The following is a 26,160-nucleotide window of genomic DNA, read 5'->3' on the forward strand; positions in this document are numbered from 1 at the left end:
TGCTGCGTTTAAATTATGGTCGTGGTATGTTACATACATTCGCTAATGTATGTAAGTCCACCCTTTTGTAAAAATCACCCTATGGCACGAAAAACCAAACAACAGGCATTAGAAACGCGAAATCACATCATTGATGCGGCGATTGGCCGATTTTCCGAACATGGCGTATCTAAAACGTCACTGGCTGATATCGCGACTGCGGCAGGCGTGACGCGCGGTGCAATTTACTGGCATTTCAAAAACAAAGCTGACTTGCTAAATGAAATCTGGGCACAGTCCGAATCCGGACTGGATGACTTAGAGCTTGAGTATCAATTAAAATACCCTTCCGATCCACTCTCTGTTATGCGTGCGATGATAACCTATGTCCTTGAAGCCACTGCAAGGGACCAGCGCAGACGTTCACTTCTGGAAATAATTTTTCATAAGTGTGAGTTTGTAGGTGAAATGGCCACTTTACAGCTGATGCAACAAACTCTGTATCTTGAGTGTTACGAGAAGATTGAAGAGGTGCTCCGGGAATGCATTCAGGCCGGCCAACTTCCAGGCAATATCGACACGCGAAGAGCCGCTGTAGTGATGCGAGCTTACATCACCGGGATTATGGAAAATTGGCTTTTCATGCCGGAAAGCTTTGATTTAGCAGCAGATGCGCCAGAGTTAGTCGAGGTGTTAATTGATATGCTGCACCACAGCCCGGCGTTGAGGGCAGGGGCTGTTTAAGGTTACTTAGCCCTGTTTTTCTTTGGCGATTTTCGCTTCAAAATCTTTCTGCACTATAGCCAGCGCGGCCAACACGGTTTGTGGAGAGAGACTGTTCTCTTCCAGCAGCATGATCAGATCCACGGCCAGCTTAACCTCTTCAGGCGCGTTTTCCAGTGACATAGTAAATTCCTCTGATAGCGCCATGCGCCGTTAAATACGCAGTTTTTTTACCAGCAAAACCATCAACAGCGCGCCAGCAACGGCGATAAGCAGGGCTCTGGGCTCCATTTCAGACAGCGTACCGTAATTAAAGAACACCCCGATATACCCGCCAATCAGCGCACCGACTACCGTCAACACCAGGGTTGGGATCAGCCCGCCAGGTCGCCCAGGAAAGAAACGCCGGGTTAAAAAGCCTATCAGCAAGCCGATGATAATCCACGAGAGAAGTCCCATTATTTATCCCCAGAGTCAATTTTCATCCAAGTATAGCTAGTGTTCGCGTTTTTCAATGGCGCGTTCAATGCGCCTGGTGGCTTGCAGGCACCGTTGCAGGCGTCCTTCCAATGCGGCAATTTCCCGCTGCAGATTTTGCTGCTGAACCAGCGTTTCGCAGCGCGCTAACTGGCTCTCACGATCCGCAATCATCTCCCGCAGGCGTCGGTCGTAATCCTGATGTTTAGCTAACTTTTCGTAAAGGTTCTCGCTAACCGGTTCCGCAACGGCTTCACCTTTACGCAACTTTTGGGTTGCCAGCTCGCGCTGCAGGGCGCTCATTTGCAGGACTACACGCTCAGCCAGCCAGGCTACACGTTCAGTCCGTTGGCCAGCAACGCTCTGATTGAGCATGTTCAGGCTTTCCCTGATCTCCAGCAGATAATCCCCCAGTCGGGTGCTGTGAGAATGGAACAGCTGAGCATCAAAACGCGCTTTGGGGGTCCGTTTATTGCTGTGAGGCTCAACGGCTTCAGCCAGTTGCTCCAGCCGGGTTGCTAACTGCTGCAGCAGAAGGGCACTTTTCATCTTCGGTCTCCAGGCATTGCCCTGATTATGCTAGTCTCATCCCGTGCGGGAGAGGGATTTAGAGCAATGAAGCGTATCATTCTACTGATTATTGGCTGGTTAGCGATGGCCCTGGCGACACTTGGCGTAATTTTACCGTTGCTGCCGACCACGCCTTTTCTTTTATTAGCGGCCTGGTGCTTTGCCCGCTCTTCTCCTCGCTTTCATCACTGGCTCTTGCATCGCTCGGTGTTTGGGCCCTATTTACGCCACTGGCTAAAGCACCGTGCGCTGCCGCCCAAAGCTAAAGGGCGTATGCTGGCGTTTACGGTGATCACCTTTGCCGTTTCTTTATGGCTGGTCAAAATCCTTTGGGTACGTCTATTGTTAGTCTGTCTGCTCGGCATTCTGATCCTCTTTATGCTCAGGCTACCCGTGGTAGAGGATCCGCAAGAAAAGCCGTGATTTTACGGTGTATGGTTGCAATTGCCCGACGGTTTGCATAGATTTGGTCGTTTTCGTGCGTAGCTTCCCCCTGACGTTCTCATTTTGCCCTGCTACAGAGTGTCAGTGCTGACGAAGCTGCGCGAGTCAGATTTGTATTTACCAGGCATAACACTATGACCGCGACTGCTCAGCAGCTTGAATTCATTAAAAACAGTATCAAAAGCATCCCGGATTACCCTAAGCCGGGCATTCTGTTTCGTGACGTGACCAGCCTGCTGGAAGACCCTAAAGCGTTTGCACTCAGCATTGAACTGTTAGTGGAACGTTATCGTGATATGGGGATCACGAAAGTGGTCGGTACGGAAGCACGTGGCTTCTTATTCGGCGCACCGGTGGCTTTAGGCCTGGGTGTGGGCTTTGTTCCTGTGCGTAAGCCGGGCAAACTGCCACGTAAAACCTTCGCTGAAACCTATGAGTTGGAATACGGCACCGATCGGCTGGAACTGCATTGCGACGCGATCGGCCCTGGCGATACGGTATTGATGGTGGACGATCTGTTAGCCACCGGTGGCACCATCGAAGCTACTGTGAAACTGATCCGCCGTGCCGGTGGTGAAGTAAAAGACGCGGCCTTCATTATCAATCTGTTCGACCTGAACGGTGAAGCCCGTCTGAAGGCACAGGGCATCGACTCTTTCAGCCTCGTCAACTTCCCTGGGCACTGATCCCGCAACCTTCAGCCTCGCCGTAAAGGTGGGGCTGTGTTAGCATTACCCTCCGGTTCACTCAACACATCCCGCGAATTAATGAGCTATCAGGTACTGGCCCGCAAGTGGCGTCCACAAGCGTTTACTGATGTCGTCGGTCAGGAGCATGTCCTGACAGCGCTGGCTAATGGCCTGTCGCTCGGCCGCATCCATCACGCTTATCTGTTTTCCGGCACCCGAGGTGTGGGAAAGACCACTATTGCCCGCCTGTTGGCGAAAGGACTGAATTGCGAAACAGGCATTACGGCTACCCCGTGCGGTCAGTGTGATAACTGTCGTGAAATCGAGCAGGGGCGTTTTGTCGATCTGATCGAGATCGATGCCGCCTCACGCACCAAAGTAGAAGACACGCGAGATCTGCTGGACAACGTTCAGTACGCCCCTGCGCGTGGCCGCTTCAAAGTTTACCTTATTGATGAAGTGCACATGCTCTCCCGTCACAGCTTCAATGCGCTGTTAAAGACGCTGGAAGAGCCGCCTGAGCACGTTAAATTCCTGCTGGCGACCACCGATCCGCAAAAGCTGCCGGTCACGATCCTGTCGCGCTGTCTGCAATTCCATCTGAAAGCGCTGGATGTTGAACAGATCCGGGGGCAGCTTCAGCATGTGCTGCAGGAAGAAAAAATTGAATCTGAGCCACGTTCGCTGCAACTGCTGGCCCGTGCGGCCGATGGCAGCATGCGTGATGCGCTGAGCCTGGCCGATCAGGCTATTGCGATGGGGCAAGGGCAGGTCACCACCGAGACGGTGAATGCCATGCTCGGTACGCTTGATGATGAGCAGCCGCTGGCGTTGATCGAAGCGCTGGTCAATGCGGAAGGTGAGCAGGTGATGTCGCTGCTGAACCAGGCGGCTTCACGGGGCGTGGAGTGGGAAGCGCTGCTGGTTGAAATGCTGACCTTGCTGCACCGCGTGGCGATGATCCAGCTACTTCCTTCTGCATTGGGTGACGATTACGCCGCTGTTGAACAACGTCTGCGTGAGCTGGCCCGCGTGCTGCCTCCGGTTGATGTACAACTCTATTATCAAACCTTGCTGGTGGGTCGCAAAGAGCTGCCGCTGGCTCCGGATCGCCGCATGGGCGTGGAAATGACGCTGCTGCGTGCGCTGGCTTTTCACCCTAAACAGGTGATAGCAGAGCCCGTTGCTCGTCCTTCAATGATGCCGCAGGCACAACCTGCAGCACCGCAAGCGGCGGCGGCTACTCCTCCGGCGGCTACCACACCTGCTCATACGGTGCAGGAAGCGGAAGCGCCCGGGAATATGCCCGGAACCACTAACCAGCTACTGATGGCGCGAACACAGTTAATGCGTCAACAGGGAGCGACCAAACCAAAAAAGGGTGAGCCGGCGGCGCAAAGTGCGCGGCCGGCAAGTTCGGCGCTGGAGCGATTGGCTTCAGTTACCGAGCGCGGCCAGAAGCGGCAGACTGCCGCTGAACCTGCTGTGCCGGTAAAACAAGAGGCTTATCGCTGGAAGGCGCAGACTCAGGAGGATGTCATTCCTGAGCCGGTAGCCACGCCAAAAGCCTTGCGCACGGCGCTGGAGCATGAGAAAACCCCAGAGCTGATGGCCAAGCTGGCGGCGGAATCGCTGTTAAGGGACGCCTGGGCGGCAGAAATTGCCCAGCTGACGTTACCCAAGCTGGTTCAGCAACTGGCCCTTAACGCGTGGAAAGAGCAGACGGAAAGCGGCATTTGTCTGCACCTTCGCTCCAGCCAGCGTCACCTGAATTCGCCTTCAGCGCAGAAAGTCCTGGCTGAGGCATTGAGTGCCGTCACCGGTCAGCCGGTTGAACTGACACTGGTAGAAGATGATAATCCAGCAGTATTAACGCCGCTGGAATGGCGTCAGGCAATTTACGAAGAGAAACTGGCGCAGGCGCGTCAGTCGATTATTGCGGATAATCATATTCAGACGCTGCGTCGGTTCTTCGATGCAGACGTGGATGAAGAGAGCATTCGCCCCCTTTGAAACGCTGCAGCATCGCTTCGGCGGTATGCGGCCCGATCTGAGAGAGAAAAACTATGTTTGGAAAAGGCGGACTGGGTAACCTGATGAAACAGGCCCAGCAAATGCAGGACAAAATGGGCCAGGTTCAGGAAGAGATCGCGGCAATGGAAGTCACCGGTGAATCAGGCGCTGGCCTGGTGAAAGTCACCATCAACGGTGCACACAACTGCCGTCGTGTTGAAGTTGATCCTAGCCTGTTCGAAGATGACAAAGACATGCTGGAAGATCTGGTTGCTGCAGCCTTCAACGATGCTGCTCGCCGCATTGCTGAAGTGCAGAAAGAGAAGATGGCTGGTGTGTCCAACGGTATGCAGCTGCCACCTGGCTTCAAGATGCCGTTCTGATGCAGACCAGCCCGCTCCTTGAAAGTTTGATGGAGTCGCTGCGCTGCCTGCCAGGCGTTGGGCCGAAATCGGCCCAACGTATGGCTTTTCAGCTGTTGCAGCGCGATCGCAGCGGCGGTATGCGTCTGGCTCAGGCGTTGACGCGTGCGATGTCAGAAATCGGTCATTGTTCGGACTGCCGGACCTTTACCGAGCAGGAAATCTGCACCATCTGCGCTAATCCACGTCGCCAGCAAAATGGCCTGATTTGTATCGTGGAAAGCCCGGCCGACATTCATGCCATTGAGCAGACCGGGCAATTTGCCGGCCGCTACTTTGTGCTGATGGGCCACCTTTCACCGCTTGATGGCATTGGTCCCAATGACATTGGTCTGGATCGGCTGGAGCAACGGCTGGAAAAAGAATCTCTTCAGGAAGTTATCCTCGCCACCAATCCCACGGTGGAAGGGGAGGCAACCGCCAACTACATTGCTGAAATGTGCGGACAGTATGGCGTTGACGCCAGCCGCATCGCGCACGGTGTGCCGGTTGGTGGTGAGCTGGAAATGGTCGATGGCACCACGCTGTCGCACTCTCTGGCCGGACGCCACAAGATTATATTCTGACCATTCAACGGCACGATCCGTCGTGCCTGCTTGAAATCCTCTCTTTTGCCCCCACTCTACTTCTCAACGTATATCCATCATATTAGTTGAGGTAGCAATGACCATGAAAGGACAAGAGACGCGTGGCTTCCAGTCAGAGGTAAAACAGCTTCTGCACCTGATGATCCATTCCCTCTATTCAAATAAAGAAATCTTCCTGCGCGAGCTGATCTCCAACGCTTCTGATGCTGCTGACAAGCTGCGCTTCCGCGCGCTTTCCACACCCGATCTTTATCAGGGCGATGGCGACTTACGCGTAAGGGTTTCTGTTGATAAGGACAACCGCACGCTGACGCTGAGCGATAACGGCATCGGTATGACGCGTGATGAAGTCATTGATAACCTGGGCACCATTGCCAAATCAGGCACAAAATCTTTCCTCGAATCGCTGGGTTCCGACCAGGCGAAAGACAGCCAGCTGATCGGTCAGTTTGGTGTGGGTTTCTACTCTGCCTTTATCGTGGCGGACAAAGTGACCGTCCGCACTCGTGCAGCTGGCGCAACGGCTGAAGAGGGTGTGTTCTGGGAATCTGCCGGTGAAGGCGAATACACCCTTGCTGACATCACTAAAGAAGATCGCGGCACCGAAATCACCCTTCACCTGCGTGAAGGGGAAGATGAGTTTCTCGATGCCTGGCGTGTGCGCAGCATCATCAGCAAATATTCCGATCACATCGCGTTGCCGGTAGAAATTGAAAGCCACAACGAAGAAGACGACACCACCAGCTGGGAAAAGATCAACAAAGCCCAGGCGCTGTGGACGCGTAACAAGTCTGATATCAGCGAAGATGAGTACAAAGAGTTCTACAAACACGTTTCCCATGACTTCGCCGATCCGCTGACCTGGAGCCACAACCGCGTGGAAGGGAAGCAGGAATACACCAGCCTGCTGTATATCCCGACCCAGGCTCCGTTTGATATGTGGAATCGCGACCACAAGCATGGCCTGAAGCTGTACGTGCAGCGCGTTTTCATCATGGATGACGCTGAGCAGTTCATGCCGAACTACCTGCGCTTTGTGCGCGGGCTGATAGATTCGAGCGATCTGCCGCTGAACGTCTCCCGTGAAATCCTGCAGGACAGCCGCATTACCCAGAGCCTGCGCAATGCGCTGAGCAAGCGTGCGCTGCAGATGCTGGAGAAAGTGGCCAGGGACGACGAAGAGAAATATCTGCAGTTCTGGCAGCAGTTCGGTCTGGTGTTGAAAGAAGGCCCGGCAGAAGACAGCAGCAACGCCGAAACTATCGCTAAACTGCTGCGCTTCGCCAGCACCAGCAGCGAAGGTTCCGCCCAGAAAGTGTCGCTGGAAGACTACGTCAGCCGCATGGTGGAAGGTCAGGACAAGATTTACTACATCACTGCCGACAGCTATGCCGCCGCGAAGAGCAGCCCGCACCTGGAGCTGTTCCGCAAAAAAGGCATCGAAGTGCTGCTGCTCTCCGATCGTATCGATGAGTGGATGATGAGCTATCTGACCGAGTTCGACGGCAAGCAGTTCCAGTCTGTCAGCAAAGACGATCAGGATCTGAGCAAGCTGGCTGACGAAGAGAGCGAAGAGCAGAAAGAAGCCGAAAAGGCGCTTGAGCCGTTTGTTGAGCGCGTGAAAACCCTGCTGGGCGATCGTGTGAAGGAAGTGCGTCTGACGCACCGTCTGACCGACACGCCAGCCATCGTGACCACCGAAGCCAACGACATGAGCACTCAGATGGCGAAGTTGTTTGCCGCTGCGGGCCAGGACGTGCCGGAGGTGAAATACCTGTTTGAACTGAACCCGGACCACGCGCTGGTGAAACGCACTGCGGACACGCAGGACGATACGCACTTTGCTGAGTGGGTCGAGCTGCTGCTGGATCAGGCGATGCTGGCCGAACGCGGCACGTTGGAAGATCCTAACCAGTTTATCCGCCGCATGAACCAGCTGCTGCTGGCGTAAGGCAACAAAAAGGGGCGAAGAAATTCGCCCCTTTTTTTATTCTCTGAACAGGCTTATCCCGCCATAGCGGCTTCTTCCAGCAGCCAGCGGCGAAACAGTTCTATCTCCATCTCCTCCTTGCGTGACGCCTTCACCATCATCCAGGTTGCCCTGTCCACCTCGGCAAAGCCCAGTGGAGCTATCAGCGATCCCTCACGGATCTCTTTTTTCACCAGGATCTGCGGCGTCATAATAATTCCCAAACCATTCCTCGCGGCCTGAATCGCCAGCGTCAGATTGTCGAAGTGTTTCCCAGCCCAGAAATCCCCCCTCGCACCTGTTTTCTTTGCCCATTCAGCCCAGGCGTGCAGCTTGGTATCCGCATGCAGCAGCGGCAGGGTGGAAAAGTCCGTTTCGTAAGTGAACCGGTTGCTGAAAGAGGGCGCGCACACCGGGCCGATGTAATCGACGGTGATCAGCGTGGCGGCAATATCGTCCTGAACCGGTTGTTCATGGCTGAGGATCAGCACGTCGGACTGTTCGTTGCGTACCCGCTCGATGTCGACATGCGTCTGGAAAGTCAGCGCAATATCTTTATGGCGCTCGGTAAAGCGACTGATCCTCGGGATCAGCCACTGCGCAAGAAAACTGGGCGCACAGGAGACGGTCAGGCTATTTAAATTCCTTGCCCGGATTTTCTCGCAGGTGGTTTCAATCTCGCGAAAGGTTTGCATACAGCACACCTTCAGGCGCTCGCCGTCAGAAGTCAGCTGCACCCGTCCATTTGCCCGCAAAAACAACGGCTTCCCTAACCACTCCTCCAGCAGTTTTATCTGGTGACTGACTGCACTGTGCGTCACGTTCAGCGACTGGGCGGCCTGGCTGAAGTTCTGATGCAGTGCGGCCTGGTGAAAATAGCGCAGGGCGCGCAGTGAGGGAAGTCCTGACATGAGAGATCTCTGTTAGAAAAACTAACAGCAAGTGTCTGTTTATATCATTTTAAAGTCCAGCCTGTTTTACCTACTCTGATGCTGAAGACAGGGAAGTCTGTCCGAAAGCGAAGCGGTAATTTTTCAGTTATTGCTTATGAGACGGCCATCTCTTCCCGGATTAGCCCACGATTACATTCAACAGCGACGTGAAGGAAAGGAAAATGACTACTCAGCATTCCGTAAAAACACAGCTTGTAATGTTTACCGGTGGACGTGATAGCACACTGGCAGCGTGTTATCTGATGTTACAGGGTATCCCTGTGCATCTCTGGTCAGGAAACAGTGGATGTTCACTGCATCGTGGCATTTTATCTCACCGTGTTGATGAACTGAAAAACCGCTTTGGTGAGTTGGTCGTTGACCACACCGTGGCGGATATCAGCGGCGCGTTCCGTTCGATCGCCATTGAGCATCTGGAAGAAGACATTCTCAAGTACCGGAAAAATCTGGTGTTGTTGGGGGAGAAACTGGCTATCCACGCGCATCTGGTGGATTTTTGCCGCCGCAACGATATCAACACAATTAACGATGGCATCACCCATTATCAGATGGAGTTCCCGGAGCAGCGGCAGGTAGCGAAGTCGTTTTTGATGGAGATGATGGCGCAATTTGATATCAACTATCAGTCGCCAATCTATGAATTCGCTCAGTCAGCGGACGATGTGAAATATCGCCTGCTGCAGCTCGGGATTTCCACCAAATCGCTGGAAGGCATCAGTATCTTTGCTGACAGCTTCTCCACGCCGAGTGACGAAGTGATCCTCGCTTATCTGAAAGACAAAACCCCGCTGGCCCTCAACATTGTGCGTTTCCTGTCGGGCGAAACCCTGACCACTCACTTGACGGGTAAAACCACCAGTGCCGCAGCCTGAGACGGTTTCTTTACGCGACGTAACCTTCGGGTTACGTCCTTTTTCGGAGCCTGATATGAAAATCATCGTGAAATGTGCGGCCATCATTATCTGGCAGCGGTCATTGCTGCTGACCCGCAAACGCGGTACCTCCATTTTTATTTCTCCTGGCGGCAAACCGCTGGCGGGGGAAGACCATCTGGCCTGCCTGAAGCGAGAGCTGCACGAAGAGCTGGGTGTACAGGTTAAAGTTTTCCGGCCTTTTGGCCTGTTTCACGGTCTGGCAGAGTTTGAGGCAACGGCCATTGAGAACCACGTTTATCACGTAGAGATCGCCGGTCAGCCTCGAGCTGGATCTGAAATTGAAGAAATTGCCTGGGTCAATTACCGCAGGCCGCCTTGTGAAATCGCGGTGGGTTCGATCTTTCGCGATAACGTCATGCCACTGCTTTATCAGCAAGAGTTGATTAACTAATGGACGCATCCTCCTTATCTCCCCAGTTACAGACGGTTCACGGCGAGCAATTTTTTAAGCGAGCACGTATGCAGAGAGATGAATTAAGGGAAGAGCTTTCCCGCCTGTATAAACTGCAGGATTACGATATTTTCTTCGTCCAGTCAGTACGGGTTGGACTGGTGATCCTTTCTCACCTGTTCCATAAGCAGGAGACCACGCTCTGCCTGGCTAAACACGCGCATTATCAGCCGGTAAGCGAGCTGTTCCATCATCCTGCCTCGCAGTTTACCGGGCCTGGCAACGTGCCAATCATTACCCACGTCAATCCTTATACTGGCGTGGTTAACAGCCTGGGCGACAGCAAAGGAAAGGGCGTGGTTGATGCCTCACACAGTTTCGCTACCAACCTGCACAGCGAGCTGATTGAGCACAGCTCTATCTTTGTTGCGCCGATGCACAAACACGCTTCGTTGACGGTCGGCCTGGCGATCATCGCTCTGCGTCCGGAGCATTTCAGTACGTTGATGCGCAGCGAATTGCGCCTGTTTGAAGAGTCCACCGCTTCGGCTAAACCGCTGGAAGAAGCGATCGGCAATATTCGCAGTGCCAGCTGGCAGCCGTATAACGTGGCAAAAGTGATGAAGATCGCGTTAAAGGATATTGCGGGGATGGACTTCACTTCAATTAGCCATCCGGGGCTGCCGTTCAGCTGCTTCAACGTACCGCCATTGAGCGAAGCGCTGCAAAAGCAGGTCAAAGCCGCCGGTGCGAGCTACTTCGCCCATTCTCAAACCCTGCGCCTCTCTTGCTGGGAAAGGGGAGATGGCAAAAAATCGGTCGATATGAGCCGGCAGGTTGAACGGGATCTGACTCATCTTTGGGAGCAGCCATAATATGAAACAGACTCAACCGCTGAACGGCAATATGATCGGCATTCTGGGGGGGATCATCCTCAGCACCGATTCCGTCTTTATCCGCATGATGAACATTGCCGACTCATGGACGATTGTCGCGCTTCGGGGCGTTTTCATGTGGGGGATCTGTTTGCTGGTTTGGGCGTTGTGGGGCAAAAGCCGCAGCACTCTTGGTCAGCCTTGGTTAACCAAAGATAATGTGTTATCAACGCTGTTTTTCTGCATCGCTTCAGCCTGCTTTGTGAATGCGTTGAACCGGGGAAATGTCGCGACGGTGCTGGTGATTATCTCCTCAACGCCGTTTATCTCGGCTTTGATCTGCCGGTTGTTCTTTAAGATCAAAAGCGATCGTAGCGTGATGATCGCCGCGCTGGCGGGCATTGTAGGGGTGATCATCGTGATGTCTGGCCATGCAGCGGGCAATCATGCTCTCGCCAATGTGTATGCGCTTGCCACGGCGGTGTCTATGGCGCTGGCCTTTATCTTCACTTCAAGGGTAAAAGGCGGCACGGTTGGACTCCCATCATTAGGGGGATTACTGGCGTCAATTCTGATTGCACTTTGGATGGGACCGGAACTGAGTGCTAGTCTGAAAACGCTGACTTTTGCGCAATATGGCTGGTCGCTGGCCGAAGGGGCGCTGATCATGCCGTTGGCTATGGGTTTGATCACGTTATCAACCCGTTACGTTTCCCCCGCTAATGCCGGTCTTTTCCTGTTGCTGGAAACCGCGCTGGCCCCGTTGTGGATGGCGTTATTCCTGGGTGAAATGCCGACAATTCATGCGGTTATTGGCGGCGCAGTGATTGTAACTGCGGTGATTTCCCAAACTATCTGGGCCCGTCGTCAGGTGGCGCACGCCCGTTATGCCGATGCAGGTTAGACGCTGCGTTCCTTGTGGATAAAGGGCCATAATGGTATGGTTCCAGGCTTGGATAAATAGATCATTTAAGCGATTCGCAAGGGGATTTACGCAATGCGTATTATTCTGCTCGGTGCACCGGGTGCAGGTAAGGGGACTCAGGCTCAGTTCATTATGGAGAAATACGGTATTCCGCAAATCTCCACTGGCGACATGTTGCGTGCAGCAGTGAAAGCAGGCAGCGAACTGGGTAAACAAGCCAAAGAAATCATGGATGCTGGCAAACTGGTCACCGACGATCTGGTTATTGCGCTGGTCAAAGAGCGTATCGCTCAGGAAGACTGCCGTAACGGTTTCCTGTTAGACGGCTTCCCACGGACTATTCCTCAGGCTGATGCCATGAAGGAAGCGGGGATCAAAGTCGATAACGTGCTGGAATTTGCTGTACCAGACGAACTGATTGTTGAGCGTATCGTAGGTCGTCGCGTCCATGCCCCTTCTGGTCGCGTGTATCACGTCAACTTCAATCCACCTAAAGTGGAAGGCAAAGATGACGTGACCGGCGAAGAGCTGACCACACGTAAAGACGATCAGGAAGAGACCGTGCGTAAACGTCTGGTGGAATACCATCAGATGACTGCACCGCTGATTGCTTACTACAGCAAAGAAGCCGCAGAAGGTAACACCGCTTATCACAAAATCGACGGCACCCGTAAAGTGCCTGAAGTCAGCGCTGAGCTGGCTAAAATCCTCGGTTAACGTCCAGGGGCCAGACCTTGTCTGGCCCCTACTACAGCAATTGGTTTTCCCCCCGCCATTTTCCGCTAGAATAAGTCTCGTTTTGATCACCCAAGATGCCCAGATAAGGAAGAATAATGCGGCAAGATAAACCCGGCGTGCTGTTGGTGAACTTAGGCACACCTGATGCGCCCACCACGCCTGCTGTAAAACGCTACCTGAAACAATTCCTCAGCGACCCGCGAGTGGTTGATACGCCGCGTTGGTTATGGTGGCCGATCCTGAACGGCGTGATCCTGCCGTTCCGCTCACCGCGGGTTTCTAAGCTTTATGCCTCGGTATGGATGGACGAAGGTTCCCCGCTGATGGTTTACAGCAAGCGGCAGCGTAATGCGCTGGCAGCCCGTCTGGATATGCCAGTGGAACTGGGCATGAGTTACGGCAACCCAAGCCTGAAAACCGCGCTGGACAGTCTGATGGCGCAAGGGGTGAATCGCCTGATCGTGCTGCCTCTTTATCCGCAGTTCTCCTGCTCAACGGTTGCTGCCGTCTGGGATGGCATCACCAGCGTGTTCGCTGGCTATCGCAGCCTGCCGTCCGTCGAGTTTATCCGCGACTACGCCGAGCATCCGGCCTACATTGCGGCGCTGAAAGCCTCGGTTGAACGCTCTTTCGCCACCCATGGCAAACCCGATCTGCTGGTGATGTCTTTCCATGGCATTCCTCAGCGCTTTGCCGATGAAGGCGATGACTATCCTGTACGCTGCCACGACACTGGCAATGCGCTGATGGCCTCTCTGGGCCTGACCAGCCAGAACGCGATGCTTACTTTCCAGTCCCGCTTTGGCCGTGAGCCCTGGCTGATGCCGTACACCGATGAGACGATGAAGTCACTCCCGGCGAAAGGCATCAAACATGTGCAGATTATGAGTCCGGGCTTCTCATCAGACTGCCTGGAGACGCTGGAAGAGATCAGTGAGGAAAACCGCGAGTTCTTTATGCATGCTGGCGGCAGCAAATTTGAATATATTCCTGCCCTGAACGATGATGAATTGCACATCGATATGATGGTTGAGCTGGTCAACGGGCGGAGATAGCCGAATGAAATTTCCCGGTAAGCGTAAATCTAAACACTACTTCCCGGTCAGCGCGCGCGATCCTTTGTTGCAGCAGGCTCAACCTGAGCAGGAGGTCACGGGCAGCTGGATCGTCGGGATCGATCAGACGCTGGTCGATATTGAAGCCAAAGTGGATGATGACTTTGTAAAGCGTTATGGCCTGAGCAGTGGGCACTCGCTGGTGATAGCCGATGACGTGGCGGAAGCGCTGTATGAAGAGCTAAACCGGGAAAACCTGATCACCCATCAGTTTGCGGGTGGCACCATCGGCAACACATTACACAACTATTCGGTGCTGGCAGACGATCGCTCAGTTTTGCTGGGCGTGATGTGCAGCAATGTGCAGATTGGCAGCTATGCCTACCGCTATCTTTGCAACACCTCCAGCCGCACCGATCTCAACTATCTGCAGGGCGTAGAGGGCGCAATTGGCCGCTGCTTTACGTTAATCGGGGAAAATGGCGAACGTACCTTTGCCATCAGCCCTGGCCTGATGAATCAGCTGAAGAAAGAGAGCATCCCGGAAGAAGTGATTGCCGGAGCTTCTGCGCTGGTTTTAACGTCGTATTTAGTCCGCTGTGCGCCCGGTGAACCGATGCCTGAAGCGACCATGGAAGCGATTGGCTTTGCCAAAAAGCATAACGTTCCGGTGGTGCTGACGCTTGGCACGAAATATGTGATTGGCGACAATCCGGCTTTCTGGCAGCAATTCCTGCGTGAACACGTGTCAATACTGGCGATGAATGAAGACGAAGCGGAAGCGCTGACCGGGTTGAACGATCCCTTGATGGCCTCGAATATGGCGCTGGATTGGGTTGATTTGGTGCTGTGTACGGCGGGCCCGAACGGCTTGTTTATGGCCGGGTTCACGGAAGAAGAGGGGAAACGTGTTACGCAGCATCCTTTACTGCCGGGGACGATCCCGGAGTTTAACCAGTACGAGTTCAGCCGCGCAATGCGCCATCAGGACTGTGAGCAGCCGTTAAAGATTTTCTCGCACATTGCGCCTTATATGGGCGGGCCGGAGAAGATCATGAACACCAATGGAGCAGGGGACGGTGCGCTGGCGGCGATGCTACACGATATCACCGCCAATAATTATCACCGCCTCAATGTTCCTAACTCCAGTAAACATGCTCGAAGCTACCTGACTTACTCTTCACTGGCGCAGGTGTGTAAATATGCCAACCGCGTCAGTTATCAGGTGCTTAATCAGCATTCCCCCCGTCTTTCTCGCGGTTTACCAGAGCGTGAAGACAGCCTGGAAGAGTCTTACTGGGAAAGGTAACTGTGTTCCCCGCCAGCGAATATCAGCCCGGCGGGGAGGCACTTCAGACCGGGCATTCTCTTGGTAACTCGCTCAAATTCGTGTGCATCAACGTATGCATACTGTTGGCAATTTCCCGCTCTCCCATCACCACCTGATCGGCTCCACGCTCGAGAATGTAGTTCACCTCATCGTCGTAATGCGCGCGGGCAATGATCTCGATATTAGGTCGCTTCTCGCGTGCTGCCGTCACAACCTCTCCCGCTTCATAACCGTTTGGAATGGTCAGCAACAGCCAGCGTGCGCAGTCCAGTCGCGCCAGTTCCATGGTGTCAGTCCGCGCAGCATTGCCCAGCACAGCGCTGATCCCTTGCGCTCTCAGCGCTTCAACTCTTGGGCGACTGTTTTCAACTACCACCATCGGCACGCCTTCCTCAATCAACTTTTTGCCCAGCAGGCTGCCCACGCGGCCAAAACCGACCACGATAGCGTGGTCACAGAGATCGACCGGGATCTGCTTCTCTTCCTCACTGGCTTCTTCCAGGATCTGATCGTCCAGTGTTTCGGCTTTATTGAGGTATCCCTGCAACAGGGTAAAGAGGATTGGATTAAGCATGATTGACAGGATTGCGCCTGCCAGCACCAGATTCCGGCCCTCTTCAGTCAGCAGGTTAAGAGAGATCCCCAGTCCGGCAAGGATAAAGGCGAACTCACCGATCTGGGCAAGGCTGACGGAAATCGTTAAGGCTGTCCGGCGCGAATGGCCAAACATCCTCACCAGCACCAAAGCCGCGACGGATTTCCCCAGCACAATAATTGCCAGCACGCCAAGCACCGCCAGCGGCTCTTTAAGCAGGATCATCGGGTCAAACAACATCCCGACGGAGACAAAGAACAGCACGGCAAATGCATCACGCAATGGCAGCGTGTCATGGGCTGCACGGTGGCTGAGCTCAGATTCATTCAGCACCATGCCAGCGAAGAAGGCCCCCAACGCAAAGGAGACATCAAAGAATTCCACGGCACCTAAGGCAATCCCCAGCGCCAAAGCGAGTACCGCAAGGGTAAACAGCTCGCGGGAACCTGTTGCCGCGCTGCGGGCGAGGATCCACGGCACCACACGACGGCCCACCACCATCATCAGCACCATAAAGGCCACCACTTTACCGATGGTGATCAGCAGGTCTAACAACACCATGCTGATGCTGGCGTTACCTTCTTCAAACATTCCGGCAATGGCGGGTAGCAGCACCAGCGCCAGCACCATCACTAAATCTTCTACAATCAGCCAGCCAATGGCGATTTGCCCACGCTGGCTGTCAATTAACTGGCGTTCTTCCAACGCGCGCAGCAGCACCACGGTACTGGCCGTTGAAAGACAAAGACCGAACACCAGGCCGGTCAACCACGGCCAGCCCATCGCCCAGGAAAGCCCCATTCCCAGCAGCGTTGCTACGGCAATCTGTGCAATCGCGCCGGGAATGGCAATGGCCTTTACCGCCATCAAATCCTTCATTGAGAAATGCAGGCCAACCCCAAACATCAGCAGGATAACGCCCAGTTCAGCCAGCTCTGGTGCCAGGTTGGTATCGGCAACAAAGCCCGGGGTGAAAGGGCCAGCCAGCACACCTGCTAACAGATAGCCGACCAGAGGAGAGATGCGCAGGCGGTTAGCCAGCATGCCAAAGAGGAAGGCGAGTACGAGCCCTCCCACAATGGTGGTGATAAGCGGTGTGGTGTGGTGCATGCCTCTCTCCTTTGTGTGAAAATGTGTCCGGTTGTAATTTTAAGCCTATAACATAATCGATCACGCTGCCTGATATAAAGCGTTAAAACGGCAAAAAACTGCAATTAATTAGCCGGTATGGCACAGAAGTGTGATTTGTGTGACTTATCGGGAAGGAGGCTTGATTTGTTGCAGAAATTAAGCGGCGCGGATCGCAATTATCTGCGCCGGGAAGGGTTATTTAGCCCTGTTATCAGGCAGGAATATGGTCAGAATGCCGAGAAGTGGCAGGTAAGCACAGATTTGATAGACAGTATCGATACTGCTGCGGTCGGCCACCACGCCGAGCACTGCTGCGCCCAGCCCGCCCATGCCAAAGGCGAAGCCGAAGAACAGGCCTGAAACCATGCCAATCCGGCCTGGCATTAGCTCCTGGGCATAGACCAGAATCGCAGAGAAGGCAGAAGCGAGCACAAAACCGATAATGGCTGACAGCACGCCGGTCCACGCTAACGAAACATGAGGAAGCAGCAGGGTGAACGGGGCAACGCCTAAAATCGACACCCAGATCACTCGCTTACGGCCAACTTTGTCACCAATTGGCCCGCCAATGACGGTTCCGGCGGCAACGGCAAATAAAAAGGCAAACAGGTGGAACTGGGCATTCTGCACCGAGAGGCCAAATTTCTGCATCAGGTAGAAGGTGTAATAGCTGCTCAGGCTGGTGAGGTAAAAGTATTTAGAGAAGATCAGCACCAACAAGATTGAGATAGCGAAGGCCACTTTCTTGCGTGGTAAGGTTGTCACTTCTTTTGGCATCGCCTTACTTTTTGCTACCCGATGCTGAGCCTGATACCAGCGGCTGATTTGTAGCAGCACCACCATCGCCAGCAGCGCAGCCAGGGTGAACCAGGCAACATTGCCTCTGCCGTAGGGGGCGATGATCAGCGCTGCCAGTAAAGGGCCGAGCGAACTGCCAAAGTTGCCGCCTACCTGGAACAGGGATTGTGCCAGGCCATGCCGACCGCCGGAAGCCATACGCGCCACGCGGGAAGATTCGGGATGGAATACCGAGGAGCCAGTACCAACAAGTGCCGCGGCAAGCAGAATTGTGGGAAAGTTCGTTGCCAGTGCCAGCAGGATCAGGCCGCCCAGGGTAAAGCCCATGCCAATCGGCAGCGACCAGGGCTGCGGATGTTTATCGGTGTAGTAACCGATAATCGGCTGCAGCAGGGAAGCGGTCACCTGGAAGGTCAGTGTGATTAGGCCTACCTGCACAAAGCTGAGGGTAAACTCCGTTTGTAATAGCGGGTAGATCGCCAGGATCAGCGACTGGATCATATCATTCAGCAGATGGGCCACGCTGATGGCGCCCAGTATGCCAAAGGACGTTTTGGCTGGGGCAGAAGATGAAGGGAGGACTTGTTGGCTTGCCATTAGAAAACCTGTTCGTTCAGAGCGTTGGAGGATCGGTGAGACTACTCAGTATCGCGCTCCGTTATCCTGCGACATAATCGACAGATAGTCACAAAAAAATGACATAACAGCCGTAAATTTTGACATTCAGTTTACACAAAACCGCGTGACCGGTTCATAACAAGGAGATTCGTTGTGCTTTCATTGAAAAAAAGGCTGGTGCCTGCCCTGACATTACTGATGCTGAGCCTGCCGCTGGTGGCGCAGGCTTACGTCAAAGACCGGGTGTATAAATTCACCGTCTTACACACCAACGATCATCATGGACACTTCTGGCCGAACGAGCACGATGAGTATGGGCTTGCCGCGCAGAAAACCATGATGGATCAAATTCGTTATGATGTGCAGGCGCACGGCGGACAGGTGTTGATCCTCTCTGGAGGAGATATCAACACCGGCGTACCGGAATCCGACTTACAGGATGCCGAGCCTGATTTTCGCGGGATGAATCTGGTGGGCTATGACGCGATGGCGATTGGCAACCATGAATTCGATAACCCGTTGTCGGTGCTTCGCCAGCAGCAGAAATGGGCGAAGTTCCCGCTGCTCTCGGCCAATATCTATCAGAAAAGCACCGGTAAACGGCTGTTCCAGCCTTACGCGTTATTTAACCGTATGGGCCTGAAAATAGCGGTAATCGGTCTGACTACGGACGACACCGCTAAAATTGGCAATCCGGAATACTTCACCGATATGGCGTTCCATAAACCAGCGACCGAAGCCAAAGAAGTTATCGAAGGGCTGAGAAAGAATGAGAAGCCGGATGTGATCATCGCGGCTACGCATATGGGCCATTACGACAACGGTAACCACGGCTCTAACGCGCCAGGCGATGTGGAAATGGCGCGTGAACTGCCTGCGGGCTATCTGAATATGATTGTCGGCGGCCATTCGCAGGATCCGGTCTGTATGGCGAAAGAGAACGTCAGCCAGAAGGATTACGTGCCGGGCACACCTTGTATACCTGATCAGCAAAATGGCACCTGGATCGTGCAGGCGCATGAGTGGGGCAAGTATATTGGCCGTGCCGACTTCACCTTCCTGAACGGCAAACTGACTCTGGAACATTACGAACTGGTGCCGATCAACCTGCGCCATAAAGTGACCAATGCCGACGGCAGCGTCAGCTGGATTAACTACACCCAGGAGATTGCGAAAAACCCGGCGATGATGAAGTTACTGACGCCTTTCCAGAAAAAAGGCGAGGCGCAACTGGGCGTAAAAATCGGCAGCGTGAACGGGCATCTTGAAGGCGACCGCAGCAAGGTGCGTTTTGTCCAGACTAACCTTGCCAGAGTGATCCTGGCTTCGCAGATGGAGCGTACCAAAGCTGACTTTGCCGTGATGAGCGGCGGCGGCGTGCGTGATTCGATTGAGTCCGGCACCATTACCTACAAAGACGTGCTGAAGGTTCAGCCGTTTGGCAACACGTTGACCTATGTCGAGATGAAAGGCAGCGACGTTGAGAAATACCTCGCGGTAGTGGCGAACAAGCAGGTGGATTCTGGCGCCTACGCGCAGTTTGCTAACGTCAGCCTGGTGGCTTATGGCACCGGTGTCAGCGACATTAAAATCAAAGGCGAGCCGTTGCAGGCGGATAAAATGTATCGCATGGCCACGCTGAGCTTCAATGCAACCGGTGGCGATGGCTATCCGCCGGTGAATCAGTTACCCAGCTACGTGAATACTGGCTTTGTCGATGCGGAAGTATTGAAACAGTACATCCAGAACCATTCCCCGCTTGATGCTGAGGCTTTCGCGCCGAAAGGCGAGATCGTCTATCAGAAAGAAGCGCCTGAAGTGAAAAAGCCCGAAGAGGATCAACCTCTGCTGCCGAGGGTATGGAAGTTATTTAAAATAGAAACCGCTCAGCGCTAGGCAAAAAAAACGGCACCCCTGAATAGCGGTGCCGTTTTTTATCGCTCTGCAGGTCAAACCTGACATTGCCTGCGCTGAATCAGTCTGGCGCGTAGAGTGTCGTAAATCCAGTTATAAACCACGGTATACGGCAGGAAGAACAGGAAGAAAGAGACTTCCAGCAGGAATGCCTGCCAGAGACCACTCCCCAGCATCCAGGCCGCGATCGGCAACCCTATTCCGATAAAGCCCCCCTCAAAGCCTAACGCATGAAGGACGCGCAGCAGCAGTCCGCGCTTCTTAGTTGGCGGCACCAGTCGGTCAAAACCGGCGTTATAAATGATGTTCCAGCCCATTGCCACGGTGGACAGCATGATGGCTAACGCACCCATCTGAAACAGCGGCTTCTCCATGATCCAGGCGGCAAGAGGGGACACCAGCAGGATCGCCAGCACCTCAAAGCCTGCGGCATGATAAAAACGTTCTTTCAGTGTTCTGGTACGCATAAATGCTCCTTAGTTGATACCGGACGCTATTTTCCCCGTTTTCTTTGCTAAGATAAAATGACTACCTATCTAGAAAATCGATACTTCTATGCGTTATTCACCGGAATCCTTGCAAGCCTTTGTGCAGACAGTAGAAAGTGGCTCGTTTTCTGCTGCGGCGCGGGCGTTGCGCAAAAGCCAGTCGACCATCAGCACCGCCGTAGCGAATCTGGAAACCGATTTGGGGTTTTCACTGTTCAGCCGCGATGCCCGTTCTCCGGTGTTGACGGAAAATGGACGGCGGGCGCTGGCGCAGGTCAGAGAGATCCTCAATGCCAGCGCGCAGCTAGATGAACTGGCCGTGCGGCTGGCGGGCGAGGTCGAACCTTGCCTGAGTCTGGCGATATCGGACTTCTGGCAGGCGGACTACCACGAATCCCTGCTCAAACGCTTTGATGCCCGTTATCCGGACATTGAGTTTGAGTGCATGATTGCCGAGGATGCTGACGTGATCGACCTGCTGCAGGCAGGCAGGGCCCATATAGGCGTGATCCGCGTTCAGCCCGATTACCCGCAAGAGATCGCCACTTCTCGCTTGCAGGTTGAAGCGCAGATGGCGATCTACCTGCATCAGGATCATCCGCTGGTGACGAAGCCAACGGTCACAGAAGCTGAGCTGAAAAACGTGCGCCAGCTGTGCCTGAATACTTGGGTTGAAAACGAACGTTATCAAGGGGGGAAGGGGATTTGGTCTGCGCCTTCGTATCTGCTGCTGCTGGAGATGGCTGAGCAGGGATTTGGCTGGAGTATTCTGCCGCGTTGGTTGGTGGAGCAGTTTGGCCATCAGGTATTATGCGAAGTGCCTGTCACCGGCTGGCCGCAAAAAATCTCGGTGGATGTGGTCTGGTCACGCCGTTCGCCTCCCGGCCCTGCTGGGCAATGGATGATTGACCAACTGCTGGCCCAGACCTCTGATTAACAGCCCGTCACTCGCGTTTGGCGATATCGGCGAACTTTGCACTCAGCAGGTGAGCCAGATCCTGAGGAGCGAGTTCAATCTCTAACCCTCGCTTACCGCCGGAGACAAAAATCGTCGGGAAGTGCTGTGCCTGGCTATCGACTACCGTCGGCAGACGTTTCTTCTGCCCCAGCGGGCTGATACCGCCCAGCAGATAACCGGTAATGCGTTGAGCAATCTGCGGATCGGCCATTTCGACCTTTTTCGCTCCCAGCGCTTTCGCCACGTTTTTTAGATCCAGCTGGCTGGCAACTGGCGTAACGGCAACCGCCAGCGTTTTGCCATCGCCGTTCAACGCAACCAGCAGGGTTTTATACACCTGTTCCGCATTTTGATTGAGTTTACGCACCGCTTCGTCACCAAAATGGGTGTCATTGCTGTCATGCTCGTAGGCATGCAGCTGAAAGCTGACCTTTTGTTTTTCGAGAAGTTTTACTGCGGGTGTCATACTTCACGTCCTTCTGTCTGCGTCTGGCTGGACCGTTAATCAACAATAATAGTGGCGAAATTCCAGGCTTTGAGCGACAATCTGCCCCCCGTCAGCAACCTGATTGCTGGTGGATAACTAAAATCATAAAAAAATTCCTCTTTGACGGGCCGATAGCAATATTGGCCTTTTTTTTATCTGCTCTTAAGCAAATCAGGCAGATTGCCTTCGCCATAAAGGTGCAGCGCGCCAACCGCTACCACGTACCTGCCCTTCGGCAAATCCCGTAATGTTTGCACCCAACGCTGGTTCCTCTGCAGCATCAGAACATCGTTCAGCGCACTGTTAAAGGTGCTGGGCAGCGCGGCCTGCTTCTGGCCCGGCGGATTTTCCAGCCACCAGCTGATCATGGTTTGCAGCAGCCGGGCATTGGTGTGCCAGTGGATCAGGGTGTCTTGCAGCAGCGTCAGGCCGTTATCCGGCAGGGCTCTCAGCAGCGCCAGTTGAGTTTCCGGGCCTTCCAGCTCAATAACCGGTTTTTGTAGGGCTCTTGCCGCTTTCAGCAGCTGGAAATCGATGCCGTAATCAGCCCGTAAACCCAGGCGCTGAGCCTGCTGCGCCTGGAGCATCAGCGCCACCTGCCAGGCCGGCAGCGTGTCGATAGCTTCAGGGCTGATGGCCACTTCTTCACAAAGGCGATGCAGGCGGGCAAGTTCTTCTGACGTCAACCGTTCTGCCAGCGGCAGGCAGGTTTCGCTTTCACTGAAGGGGGAGGCGCTGCCGGTAATGTCAGCTTCTACAATCAGCGCATCCGCACGCTCCAGCTGTGCCTGAAGCGCCGCGGGCAGGGGCATCATATTTTGGGTGCCCATATGAATACTGCCTACCAGATGCAGCTGACTTTGACCTGTGGTGACATCCTGTGCCGGGTAGGCGTAACGCACTGGCGACAGTACTCGCCAGAGGGATGCCGCCTTACGCATTAGTTTTCCCATACTTTCCGCCTTGTCAGTTAGCCAGCCATGCTAACGCTTTAACTGGCTGAGTAACAGGTAAAAAACGGGGCTTTCGTCTGCGAAAAATCCGTTATTCCGTCGGGGGCTGATAGCGGATCAGCCGGTTGGCATTACTGACCACGGTGATAGAGGATAAGGCCATTGCGGCCCCGGCAACTACCGGGCTCAGTAGGGTGCCGGTCAGGGGATACAGCACACCTGCAGCAATCGGGATCCCGAGGGCGTTGTAGACAAAAGCCCCCAGCAGATTCTGCTTCATATTGCGCAGTGTGGCTTTGGCGATAGCCAACGCATCGACTACCGCGTTCAGGTCGTGGCGCATCAGGGTAATGCCTGCCGTTTCGATAGCCACATCGCTGCCGCTGCCCATCGCAATCCCCACATCCGCCTGAGCTAAAGCAGGCGCATCGTTGATGCCATCGCCAATCATCGCCACAAGCTGGCCCTGCTGCTGCAAAGTACGAATAGCGTCAGCTTTGCCTTCCGGTAACACCCCTGCAATGACTTTATCCAGTCCCGCTTCTTTAGCGATAGCCTGAGCGGTAATGTCGTTATCGCCGGTCAACATCACCAGTTGATAGCCGCGTTCACGCAGGCGTTTAAGGGCCGATACGCTCTCTTTGCGCAGCGGATCGCGTACAGAGAACAAAGCGACAACCTTGCCGTCAGCGGCTAACAGCACCGGAGTAATCCCTTTGGCGGCCTGGCTATTTATCTGCTCCTGCAGATTCTCCGTGGCGATTTGTTGCTCCGTCATTAGCGCGGCGTTACCCAGCAACAGTTCGATGCTGGTGAGCTTTCCGCTGACACCTTTACCCGGAAGGGTGCGGAATTGTTCAATGGCAGGCAGCGTTTGATCACCCGCTTTTGCAACAAGCGCGCGGGCCAGCGGATGTGACGAGCCCTGCTCAAGAGCGGCTGCCCAGCTGATGACCTGCTGCTCATCGGCACCGTTAAACACCATGATGTCCACCACGCGCGGAGCACCTTCAGTCAGCGTGCCTGTTTTATCAAACACCAGCGTGGAAAGGGTACTGGCGCGTTGCAGTGCATCGGCATCGCGCACCAGTACGCCAAATTCGGCAGCACGGCCTACACCGGCAATAATCGACATCGGCGTTGCCAGACCCAGGGCGCACGGACAGGCGATAATCAGAACGGTAGTGGCAATCACCAGCGTGTAAACCACCTGAGGTGCCGGGCCTGCAAAGTACCAGATGGCGGCGCTGATCAAGGCAATCGCTACCACCGCAGGCACAAATACCGCCGAGATGCGGTCAGCCAGCTTACCGATCTCTGGTTTGCTGCTCTGGGCCTGGCGCACGCTATTTATAATTCGCGAGAGGGTGGTGTTCTTGCCTACTGCGCTGGCCTCAAACAGTACGCTGCCGTCCTGCATCACTGTACCTGCGTGAATCTCATCGCCTGTCACTTTCTGCTGAGGCATGGCTTCGCCGGTCAGCATCGCTTCATCCAGCCAGGCTTCACCCTGCGTCAGCCTGCCATCTACCGGCACACGGTCGCCAGTGGTCAGGCGCAGAGTCATACCGGCCTGCACTTCACTTAACGGCAGCACTTTTTCGCCGGATTCGGTGACGACTCTGGCCGTTGGCGGCGTCAGATCCAGCAATTTTTCCAGCGCTTTTGAGGAACGCTGGCGGGCGCGTTGCTCCAGCATATGGCCAAGATTGATCAGCCCGATAATCATCGCGCTGGCTTCGTAATAGAGATGACGGGCCTCATGAGGGAAAAAATCAGGCCACAGATTGACTGAAATCGAATAGAGCCAGGCTGCTGCGGTGCCCAGCGCGACCAGCGTATCCATGGTCGCGGTGCCTTTCATAAGACTGCGCCAGGCGCTGCGGTAAAAATGGCCACCGGCCAAAATCATCACCAGCAAAGTGACTATTCCAACGGCAAGCCAGCCGCTGCGATTGCTGTCGGTCAGCATCATATTGTCGCCGACCATGCCCCACAGCATCAATGGAATGCCTAAGGTCAGGGCGAGGGCGGCCTGCCAGCGAAAACGGCGCACGGCCTGGCGGGCAGTTTGCTGCTGTTTCTCACGACGCTCACCCTCATCCTCAATGATTTCTGCCGCATAACCGGCATTTTTCACCGCATCGATCAGCGCAGCTGGCGCAGCATCACCCATCACCAGCGCGCTGCGCTCGGCAAGATTAACTCGCGCCTGACTTACACCTGTTACCTGTTGCAGCGCAGTCTGCACCCGGCTGACGCAGCTGGCACAACTCATGCCATCAATCAGCAGGTGAAAACTCTCTGCTGAGGGCGCTTCTGAGGCCGTCAGTGGCTCAGCGCTTACCCTCGTTTCTGCAGGCTGAACGGCCTCAACATTGGCGACCTTATCAGCCTGTTTTGCCGGAAGCTGATGAGAGTCCGCTGTCAGCGCTTCCGGCTGGGTTCCTGATTCTGTCAGCGGTTCAGCCTTTGGGAAGTTGGCATCCTGCGCCAGGCTGGCATGATAACCGGCCTGTTCTACCGCGGCGATCAGCTCGCTGGCTTCAGCGCTGCTGCTGATACGGGCTTCAGTGAGGGACACTTCTGCCTGTTCAACGTCTGCACGTTGCTCCAGCGTCTCTTTGACTCTTTTCACACAGTGGCCGCAGGTTAAGCCCTCCAGCGCCAAAATAGTGGTCTGTGACATAGTGTAAGCTCCTGGTTATCCGGTTTGACCCCAATGGGGTTTTACAGTAGTAATGAAGGTTAAACCTTCCATCAAGGGGAAGGTCAAGGGGGAGAAGATGAATATCAGCGATGTGGCAAAAAAAACCGGGCTGACCAGCAAGGCGATTCGATTTTATGAAGAGAAAGGTCTGGTAACTGCGCCACTGCGCAGCGAAAACGGCTACCGCAGCTATACCGCTAAACACCTTGAAGAGCTGACGCTGCTGCGACAGGCCCGGCAGGTGGGCTTTAATCTGGAAGAGTGTGGCGAGATGGTGACGCTGTTCAATAACCCTCAACGTCACAGCGCCGATGTGAAGGCCAGAACCCTGCAAAAAGTGGCGGAAATTGAGTCACATATCCAGGAACTGACCCTGATGCGCGAGCGTTTGCTGGCCTTAGCGGAAAGTTGCCCCGGCGACGACAGTGCCGAT

27 protein-coding genes and 1 other annotated feature are annotated in these 26,160 nt (G+C 54.4%); of the genes, 17 read left to right on the forward strand and 10 right to left on the reverse strand.

Annotated features, from left to right (window positions below):
- Positions 1-81: 81 nt before the first annotated feature.
- Positions 82-723, forward strand: a complete 642-nt coding sequence (gene acrR / locus WCC56_RS08560; protein WP_424691965.1) for a multidrug efflux transporter transcriptional repressor AcrR — start codon at positions 82-84, stop codon at positions 721-723.
- Positions 724-729: 6 nt separating this feature from the next.
- Here acrR and rsmS read toward each other — a convergent pair whose 3' ends face one another.
- From rsmS to priC, 3 genes are read right to left on the reverse strand one after another with little or no spacing between them, the layout of a single operon-like run.
- A complete protein-coding gene (gene rsmS, locus WCC56_RS08565; protein WP_424691966.1) occupies positions 730-885 on the reverse strand; it encodes a pleiotropic regulatory protein RsmS in 156 nt (51 codons plus the stop codon).
- A gap of 30 nt (positions 886-915) precedes the next feature.
- A complete protein-coding gene (locus WCC56_RS08570) occupies positions 916-1,161 on the reverse strand; it encodes a GlsB/YeaQ/YmgE family stress response membrane protein (protein ID WP_424691967.1) in 246 nt (81 codons plus the stop codon).
- A gap of 36 nt (positions 1,162-1,197) precedes the next feature.
- The gene (gene priC / locus WCC56_RS08575) at positions 1,198-1,728 is read right to left on the reverse strand and encodes a primosomal replication protein PriC (RefSeq protein ID WP_424691968.1); all 531 of its coding nucleotides are present in this window, start codon (positions 1,726-1,728) and stop codon (positions 1,198-1,200) included.
- Positions 1,729-1,794: 66 nt separating this feature from the next.
- Between priC and WCC56_RS08580 the strand changes: the two genes are divergently transcribed.
- The 6 genes from WCC56_RS08580 (at position 1,795) to htpG (ending at position 7,855) form a co-directional block, all read left to right on the forward strand.
- Positions 1,795-2,172 (forward strand): DUF454 family protein, encoded by a 378-nt coding sequence (locus tag WCC56_RS08580; protein WP_424691969.1) that lies wholly within the window; start codon positions 1,795-1,797, stop codon positions 2,170-2,172.
- Between the two features lie 155 nt (positions 2,173-2,327).
- Positions 2,328-2,879 (forward strand): adenine phosphoribosyltransferase, encoded by a 552-nt coding sequence (gene apt / locus WCC56_RS08585; protein ID WP_424691970.1) that lies wholly within the window; start codon positions 2,328-2,330, stop codon positions 2,877-2,879.
- 81 nt (positions 2,880-2,960) lie between these two features.
- Positions 2,961-4,895: a DNA polymerase III subunit gamma/tau gene (dnaX, locus tag WCC56_RS08590; protein ID WP_424691991.1), complete on the forward strand. Its 1,935-nt coding sequence runs from the start codon at positions 2,961-2,963 to the stop codon at positions 4,893-4,895.
- Positions 4,237-4,298: a sequence feature (DnaX frameshifting element), on the forward strand. (Overlaps the previous gene by 62 nt.)
- 53 nt (positions 4,896-4,948) lie before the next feature.
- On the forward strand, positions 4,949-5,278 hold the full coding sequence (locus WCC56_RS08595; RefSeq protein WP_424691971.1) for a YbaB/EbfC family nucleoid-associated protein: 330 nt from the start codon (positions 4,949-4,951) through the stop codon (positions 5,276-5,278).
- Positions 5,278-5,883 carry a recombination mediator RecR gene (recR, locus tag WCC56_RS08600; RefSeq protein WP_424691972.1) on the forward strand — a complete coding sequence of 202 codons (606 nt, stop codon included), beginning with the start codon at positions 5,278-5,280 and terminating at the stop codon, positions 5,881-5,883. The genes WCC56_RS08595 and recR overlap by 1 nt, the downstream gene beginning before the upstream one ends.
- Positions 5,884-5,980: 97 nt before the next feature.
- A complete protein-coding gene (htpG, locus tag WCC56_RS08605; protein WP_424691973.1) occupies positions 5,981-7,855 on the forward strand; it encodes a molecular chaperone HtpG in 1,875 nt (624 codons plus the stop codon).
- A 53-nt stretch (positions 7,856-7,908) separates the two neighbouring features.
- Here htpG and WCC56_RS08610 read toward each other — a convergent pair whose 3' ends face one another.
- Positions 7,909-8,784, reverse strand: coding sequence for a LysR substrate-binding domain-containing protein (locus tag WCC56_RS08610; RefSeq protein ID WP_424691974.1), 876 nt, complete (start codon positions 8,782-8,784; stop codon positions 7,909-7,911).
- A 203-nt stretch (positions 8,785-8,987) separates the two neighbouring features.
- On the opposite strand from WCC56_RS08610, the gene WCC56_RS08615 reads away from it, so the two are divergent.
- The 7 genes from WCC56_RS08615 (at position 8,988) to WCC56_RS08645 (ending at position 15,054) form a co-directional block, all read left to right on the forward strand.
- Positions 8,988-9,698 (forward strand): hypothetical protein, encoded by a 711-nt coding sequence (locus WCC56_RS08615; protein ID WP_424691975.1) that lies wholly within the window; start codon positions 8,988-8,990, stop codon positions 9,696-9,698.
- Between the two features lie 55 nt (positions 9,699-9,753).
- Positions 9,754-10,152: an NUDIX hydrolase gene (locus WCC56_RS08620; protein ID WP_424691976.1), complete on the forward strand. Its 399-nt coding sequence runs from the start codon at positions 9,754-9,756 to the stop codon at positions 10,150-10,152.
- Positions 10,152-11,027, forward strand: a complete 876-nt coding sequence (locus WCC56_RS08625) for a DUF6024 family protein (RefSeq protein ID WP_424691977.1) — start codon at positions 10,152-10,154, stop codon at positions 11,025-11,027. The genes WCC56_RS08620 and WCC56_RS08625 overlap by 1 nt, the downstream gene beginning before the upstream one ends.
- 1 nt (position 11,028) lies before the next feature.
- Entirely contained in the window at positions 11,029-11,931 is a 903-nt protein-coding gene (locus WCC56_RS08630) for a DMT family transporter (protein ID WP_424691978.1), read from the forward strand.
- A 93-nt stretch (positions 11,932-12,024) separates the two neighbouring features.
- Complete coding sequence (gene adk, locus WCC56_RS08635; RefSeq protein WP_424691979.1) at positions 12,025-12,669, forward strand: adenylate kinase; 645 nt, start codon at positions 12,025-12,027, stop codon at positions 12,667-12,669.
- A 116-nt stretch (positions 12,670-12,785) separates the two neighbouring features.
- The gene (hemH, locus tag WCC56_RS08640; protein WP_424691980.1) at positions 12,786-13,745 is read left to right on the forward strand and encodes a ferrochelatase; all 960 of its coding nucleotides are present in this window, start codon (positions 12,786-12,788) and stop codon (positions 13,743-13,745) included.
- Positions 13,746-13,749: 4 nt separating this feature from the next.
- Positions 13,750-15,054 (forward strand): inosine/guanosine kinase, encoded by a 1,305-nt coding sequence (locus WCC56_RS08645; protein ID WP_424691981.1) that lies wholly within the window; start codon positions 13,750-13,752, stop codon positions 15,052-15,054.
- Between the two features lie 43 nt (positions 15,055-15,097).
- Here the strand turns inward: WCC56_RS08645 and ybaL are convergent, their stop codons facing one another.
- A complete protein-coding gene (ybaL, locus tag WCC56_RS08650; RefSeq protein WP_424691982.1) occupies positions 15,098-16,780 on the reverse strand; it encodes a YbaL family putative K(+) efflux transporter in 1,683 nt (560 codons plus the stop codon).
- A 216-nt stretch (positions 16,781-16,996) separates the two neighbouring features.
- Positions 16,997-18,196 (reverse strand): MFS transporter, encoded by a 1,200-nt coding sequence (locus tag WCC56_RS08655; protein WP_424691983.1) that lies wholly within the window; start codon positions 18,194-18,196, stop codon positions 16,997-16,999.
- Between the two features lie 219 nt (positions 18,197-18,415).
- Between WCC56_RS08655 and ushA the strand changes: the two genes are divergently transcribed.
- Positions 18,416-20,113 carry a bifunctional UDP-sugar hydrolase/5'-nucleotidase UshA gene (gene ushA, locus WCC56_RS08660; RefSeq protein WP_424691992.1) on the forward strand — a complete coding sequence of 566 codons (1,698 nt, stop codon included), beginning with the start codon at positions 18,416-18,418 and terminating at the stop codon, positions 20,111-20,113.
- A 53-nt stretch (positions 20,114-20,166) separates the two neighbouring features.
- On the opposite strand, the gene WCC56_RS08665 is transcribed toward ushA, so the two are convergent.
- A complete protein-coding gene (locus WCC56_RS08665; RefSeq protein ID WP_424691984.1) occupies positions 20,167-20,598 on the reverse strand; it encodes a multidrug/biocide efflux PACE transporter in 432 nt (143 codons plus the stop codon).
- Positions 20,599-20,686: 88 nt separating this feature from the next.
- Between WCC56_RS08665 and WCC56_RS08670 the strand changes: the two genes are divergently transcribed.
- Complete coding sequence (locus tag WCC56_RS08670) at positions 20,687-21,556, forward strand: LysR family transcriptional regulator (protein WP_424691985.1); 870 nt, start codon at positions 20,687-20,689, stop codon at positions 21,554-21,556.
- A gap of 7 nt (positions 21,557-21,563) precedes the next feature.
- Here the strand turns inward: WCC56_RS08670 and ybaK are convergent, their stop codons facing one another.
- The 3 genes from ybaK to copA all read right to left on the reverse strand — a co-directional run bounded on the left by ybaK (position 21,564) and on the right by copA (position 25,706).
- Positions 21,564-22,043 carry a Cys-tRNA(Pro)/Cys-tRNA(Cys) deacylase YbaK gene (ybaK, locus tag WCC56_RS08675; protein ID WP_424691986.1) on the reverse strand — a complete coding sequence of 160 codons (480 nt, stop codon included), beginning with the start codon at positions 22,041-22,043 and terminating at the stop codon, positions 21,564-21,566.
- Between the two features lie 173 nt (positions 22,044-22,216).
- Entirely contained in the window at positions 22,217-23,017 is an 801-nt protein-coding gene (locus WCC56_RS08680; protein ID WP_424691987.1) for a TraB/GumN family protein, read from the reverse strand.
- Between the two features lie 91 nt (positions 23,018-23,108).
- The gene (copA, locus tag WCC56_RS08685; RefSeq protein WP_424691988.1) at positions 23,109-25,706 is read right to left on the reverse strand and encodes a copper-exporting P-type ATPase CopA; all 2,598 of its coding nucleotides are present in this window, start codon (positions 25,704-25,706) and stop codon (positions 23,109-23,111) included.
- 97 nt (positions 25,707-25,803) lie between these two features.
- Here copA and cueR point away from each other — a divergent pair.
- A partial coding sequence (gene cueR, locus WCC56_RS08690) for a Cu(I)-responsive transcriptional regulator (protein WP_424691989.1) occupies positions 25,804-26,160 on the forward strand: 357 nt, incomplete at its 3' end.

The sequence above is a fragment of the Erwinia sp. genome, from assembly GCF_049696395.1.
In the GTDB taxonomy this organism is placed as follows: Bacteria; Pseudomonadota; Gammaproteobacteria; order Enterobacterales; family Enterobacteriaceae; genus Erwinia.

What these genes read in the sequence shown, in the direction of transcription:
- WCC56_RS08665 (WP_424691984.1), bottom strand. Translation starts at nt 20,598, where the DNA reads ATGCGTACCAGAACACTGAAAGAACGTTTTTATCATGCCGCAGGCTTT.
- WCC56_RS08670 (WP_424691985.1), top strand. Translation starts at nt 20,687, where the DNA reads ATGCGTTATTCACCGGAATCCTTGCAAGCCTTTGTGCAGACAGTAGAA.
- recR (WP_424691972.1), top strand. Translation starts at nt 5,278, where the DNA reads ATGCAGACCAGCCCGCTCCTTGAAAGTTTGATGGAGTCGCTGCGCTGC.
- htpG (WP_424691973.1), top strand. Translation starts at nt 5,981, where the DNA reads ATGACCATGAAAGGACAAGAGACGCGTGGCTTCCAGTCAGAGGTAAAA.
- WCC56_RS08625 (WP_424691977.1), top strand. Translation starts at nt 10,152, where the DNA reads ATGGACGCATCCTCCTTATCTCCCCAGTTACAGACGGTTCACGGCGAG.
- acrR (WP_424691965.1), top strand. Translation starts at nt 82, where the DNA reads ATGGCACGAAAAACCAAACAACAGGCATTAGAAACGCGAAATCACATC.
- ybaK (WP_424691986.1), bottom strand. Translation starts at nt 22,043, where the DNA reads ATGACACCCGCAGTAAAACTTCTCGAAAAACAAAAGGTCAGCTTTCAG.
- ushA (WP_424691992.1), top strand. Translation starts at nt 18,416, where the DNA reads ATGCTGAGCCTGCCGCTGGTGGCGCAGGCTTACGTCAAAGACCGGGTG.
- adk (WP_424691979.1), top strand. Translation starts at nt 12,025, where the DNA reads ATGCGTATTATTCTGCTCGGTGCACCGGGTGCAGGTAAGGGGACTCAG.
- hemH (WP_424691980.1), top strand. Translation starts at nt 12,786, where the DNA reads ATGCGGCAAGATAAACCCGGCGTGCTGTTGGTGAACTTAGGCACACCT.
- priC (WP_424691968.1), bottom strand. Translation starts at nt 1,728, where the DNA reads ATGAAAAGTGCCCTTCTGCTGCAGCAGTTAGCAACCCGGCTGGAGCAA.
- WCC56_RS08630 (WP_424691978.1), top strand. Translation starts at nt 11,029, where the DNA reads ATGAAACAGACTCAACCGCTGAACGGCAATATGATCGGCATTCTGGGG.
- WCC56_RS08620 (WP_424691976.1), top strand. Translation starts at nt 9,754, where the DNA reads ATGAAAATCATCGTGAAATGTGCGGCCATCATTATCTGGCAGCGGTCA.
- rsmS (WP_424691966.1), bottom strand. Translation starts at nt 885, where the DNA reads ATGTCACTGGAAAACGCGCCTGAAGAGGTTAAGCTGGCCGTGGATCTG.
- dnaX (WP_424691991.1), top strand. Translation starts at nt 2,961, where the DNA reads ATGAGCTATCAGGTACTGGCCCGCAAGTGGCGTCCACAAGCGTTTACT.
- WCC56_RS08595 (WP_424691971.1), top strand. Translation starts at nt 4,949, where the DNA reads ATGTTTGGAAAAGGCGGACTGGGTAACCTGATGAAACAGGCCCAGCAA.
- WCC56_RS08615 (WP_424691975.1), top strand. Translation starts at nt 8,988, where the DNA reads ATGACTACTCAGCATTCCGTAAAAACACAGCTTGTAATGTTTACCGGT.
- copA (WP_424691988.1), bottom strand. Translation starts at nt 25,706, where the DNA reads ATGTCACAGACCACTATTTTGGCGCTGGAGGGCTTAACCTGCGGCCAC.
- WCC56_RS08680 (WP_424691987.1), bottom strand. Translation starts at nt 23,017, where the DNA reads ATGGGAAAACTAATGCGTAAGGCGGCATCCCTCTGGCGAGTACTGTCG.
- WCC56_RS08610 (WP_424691974.1), bottom strand. Translation starts at nt 8,784, where the DNA reads ATGTCAGGACTTCCCTCACTGCGCGCCCTGCGCTATTTTCACCAGGCC.
- WCC56_RS08645 (WP_424691981.1), top strand. Translation starts at nt 13,750, where the DNA reads ATGAAATTTCCCGGTAAGCGTAAATCTAAACACTACTTCCCGGTCAGC.
- WCC56_RS08580 (WP_424691969.1), top strand. Translation starts at nt 1,795, where the DNA reads ATGAAGCGTATCATTCTACTGATTATTGGCTGGTTAGCGATGGCCCTG.
- ybaL (WP_424691982.1), bottom strand. Translation starts at nt 16,780, where the DNA reads ATGCACCACACCACACCGCTTATCACCACCATTGTGGGAGGGCTCGTA.
- WCC56_RS08570 (WP_424691967.1), bottom strand. Translation starts at nt 1,161, where the DNA reads ATGGGACTTCTCTCGTGGATTATCATCGGCTTGCTGATAGGCTTTTTA.
- WCC56_RS08655 (WP_424691983.1), bottom strand. Translation starts at nt 18,196, where the DNA reads ATGGCAAGCCAACAAGTCCTCCCTTCATCTTCTGCCCCAGCCAAAACG.
- apt (WP_424691970.1), top strand. Translation starts at nt 2,328, where the DNA reads ATGACCGCGACTGCTCAGCAGCTTGAATTCATTAAAAACAGTATCAAA.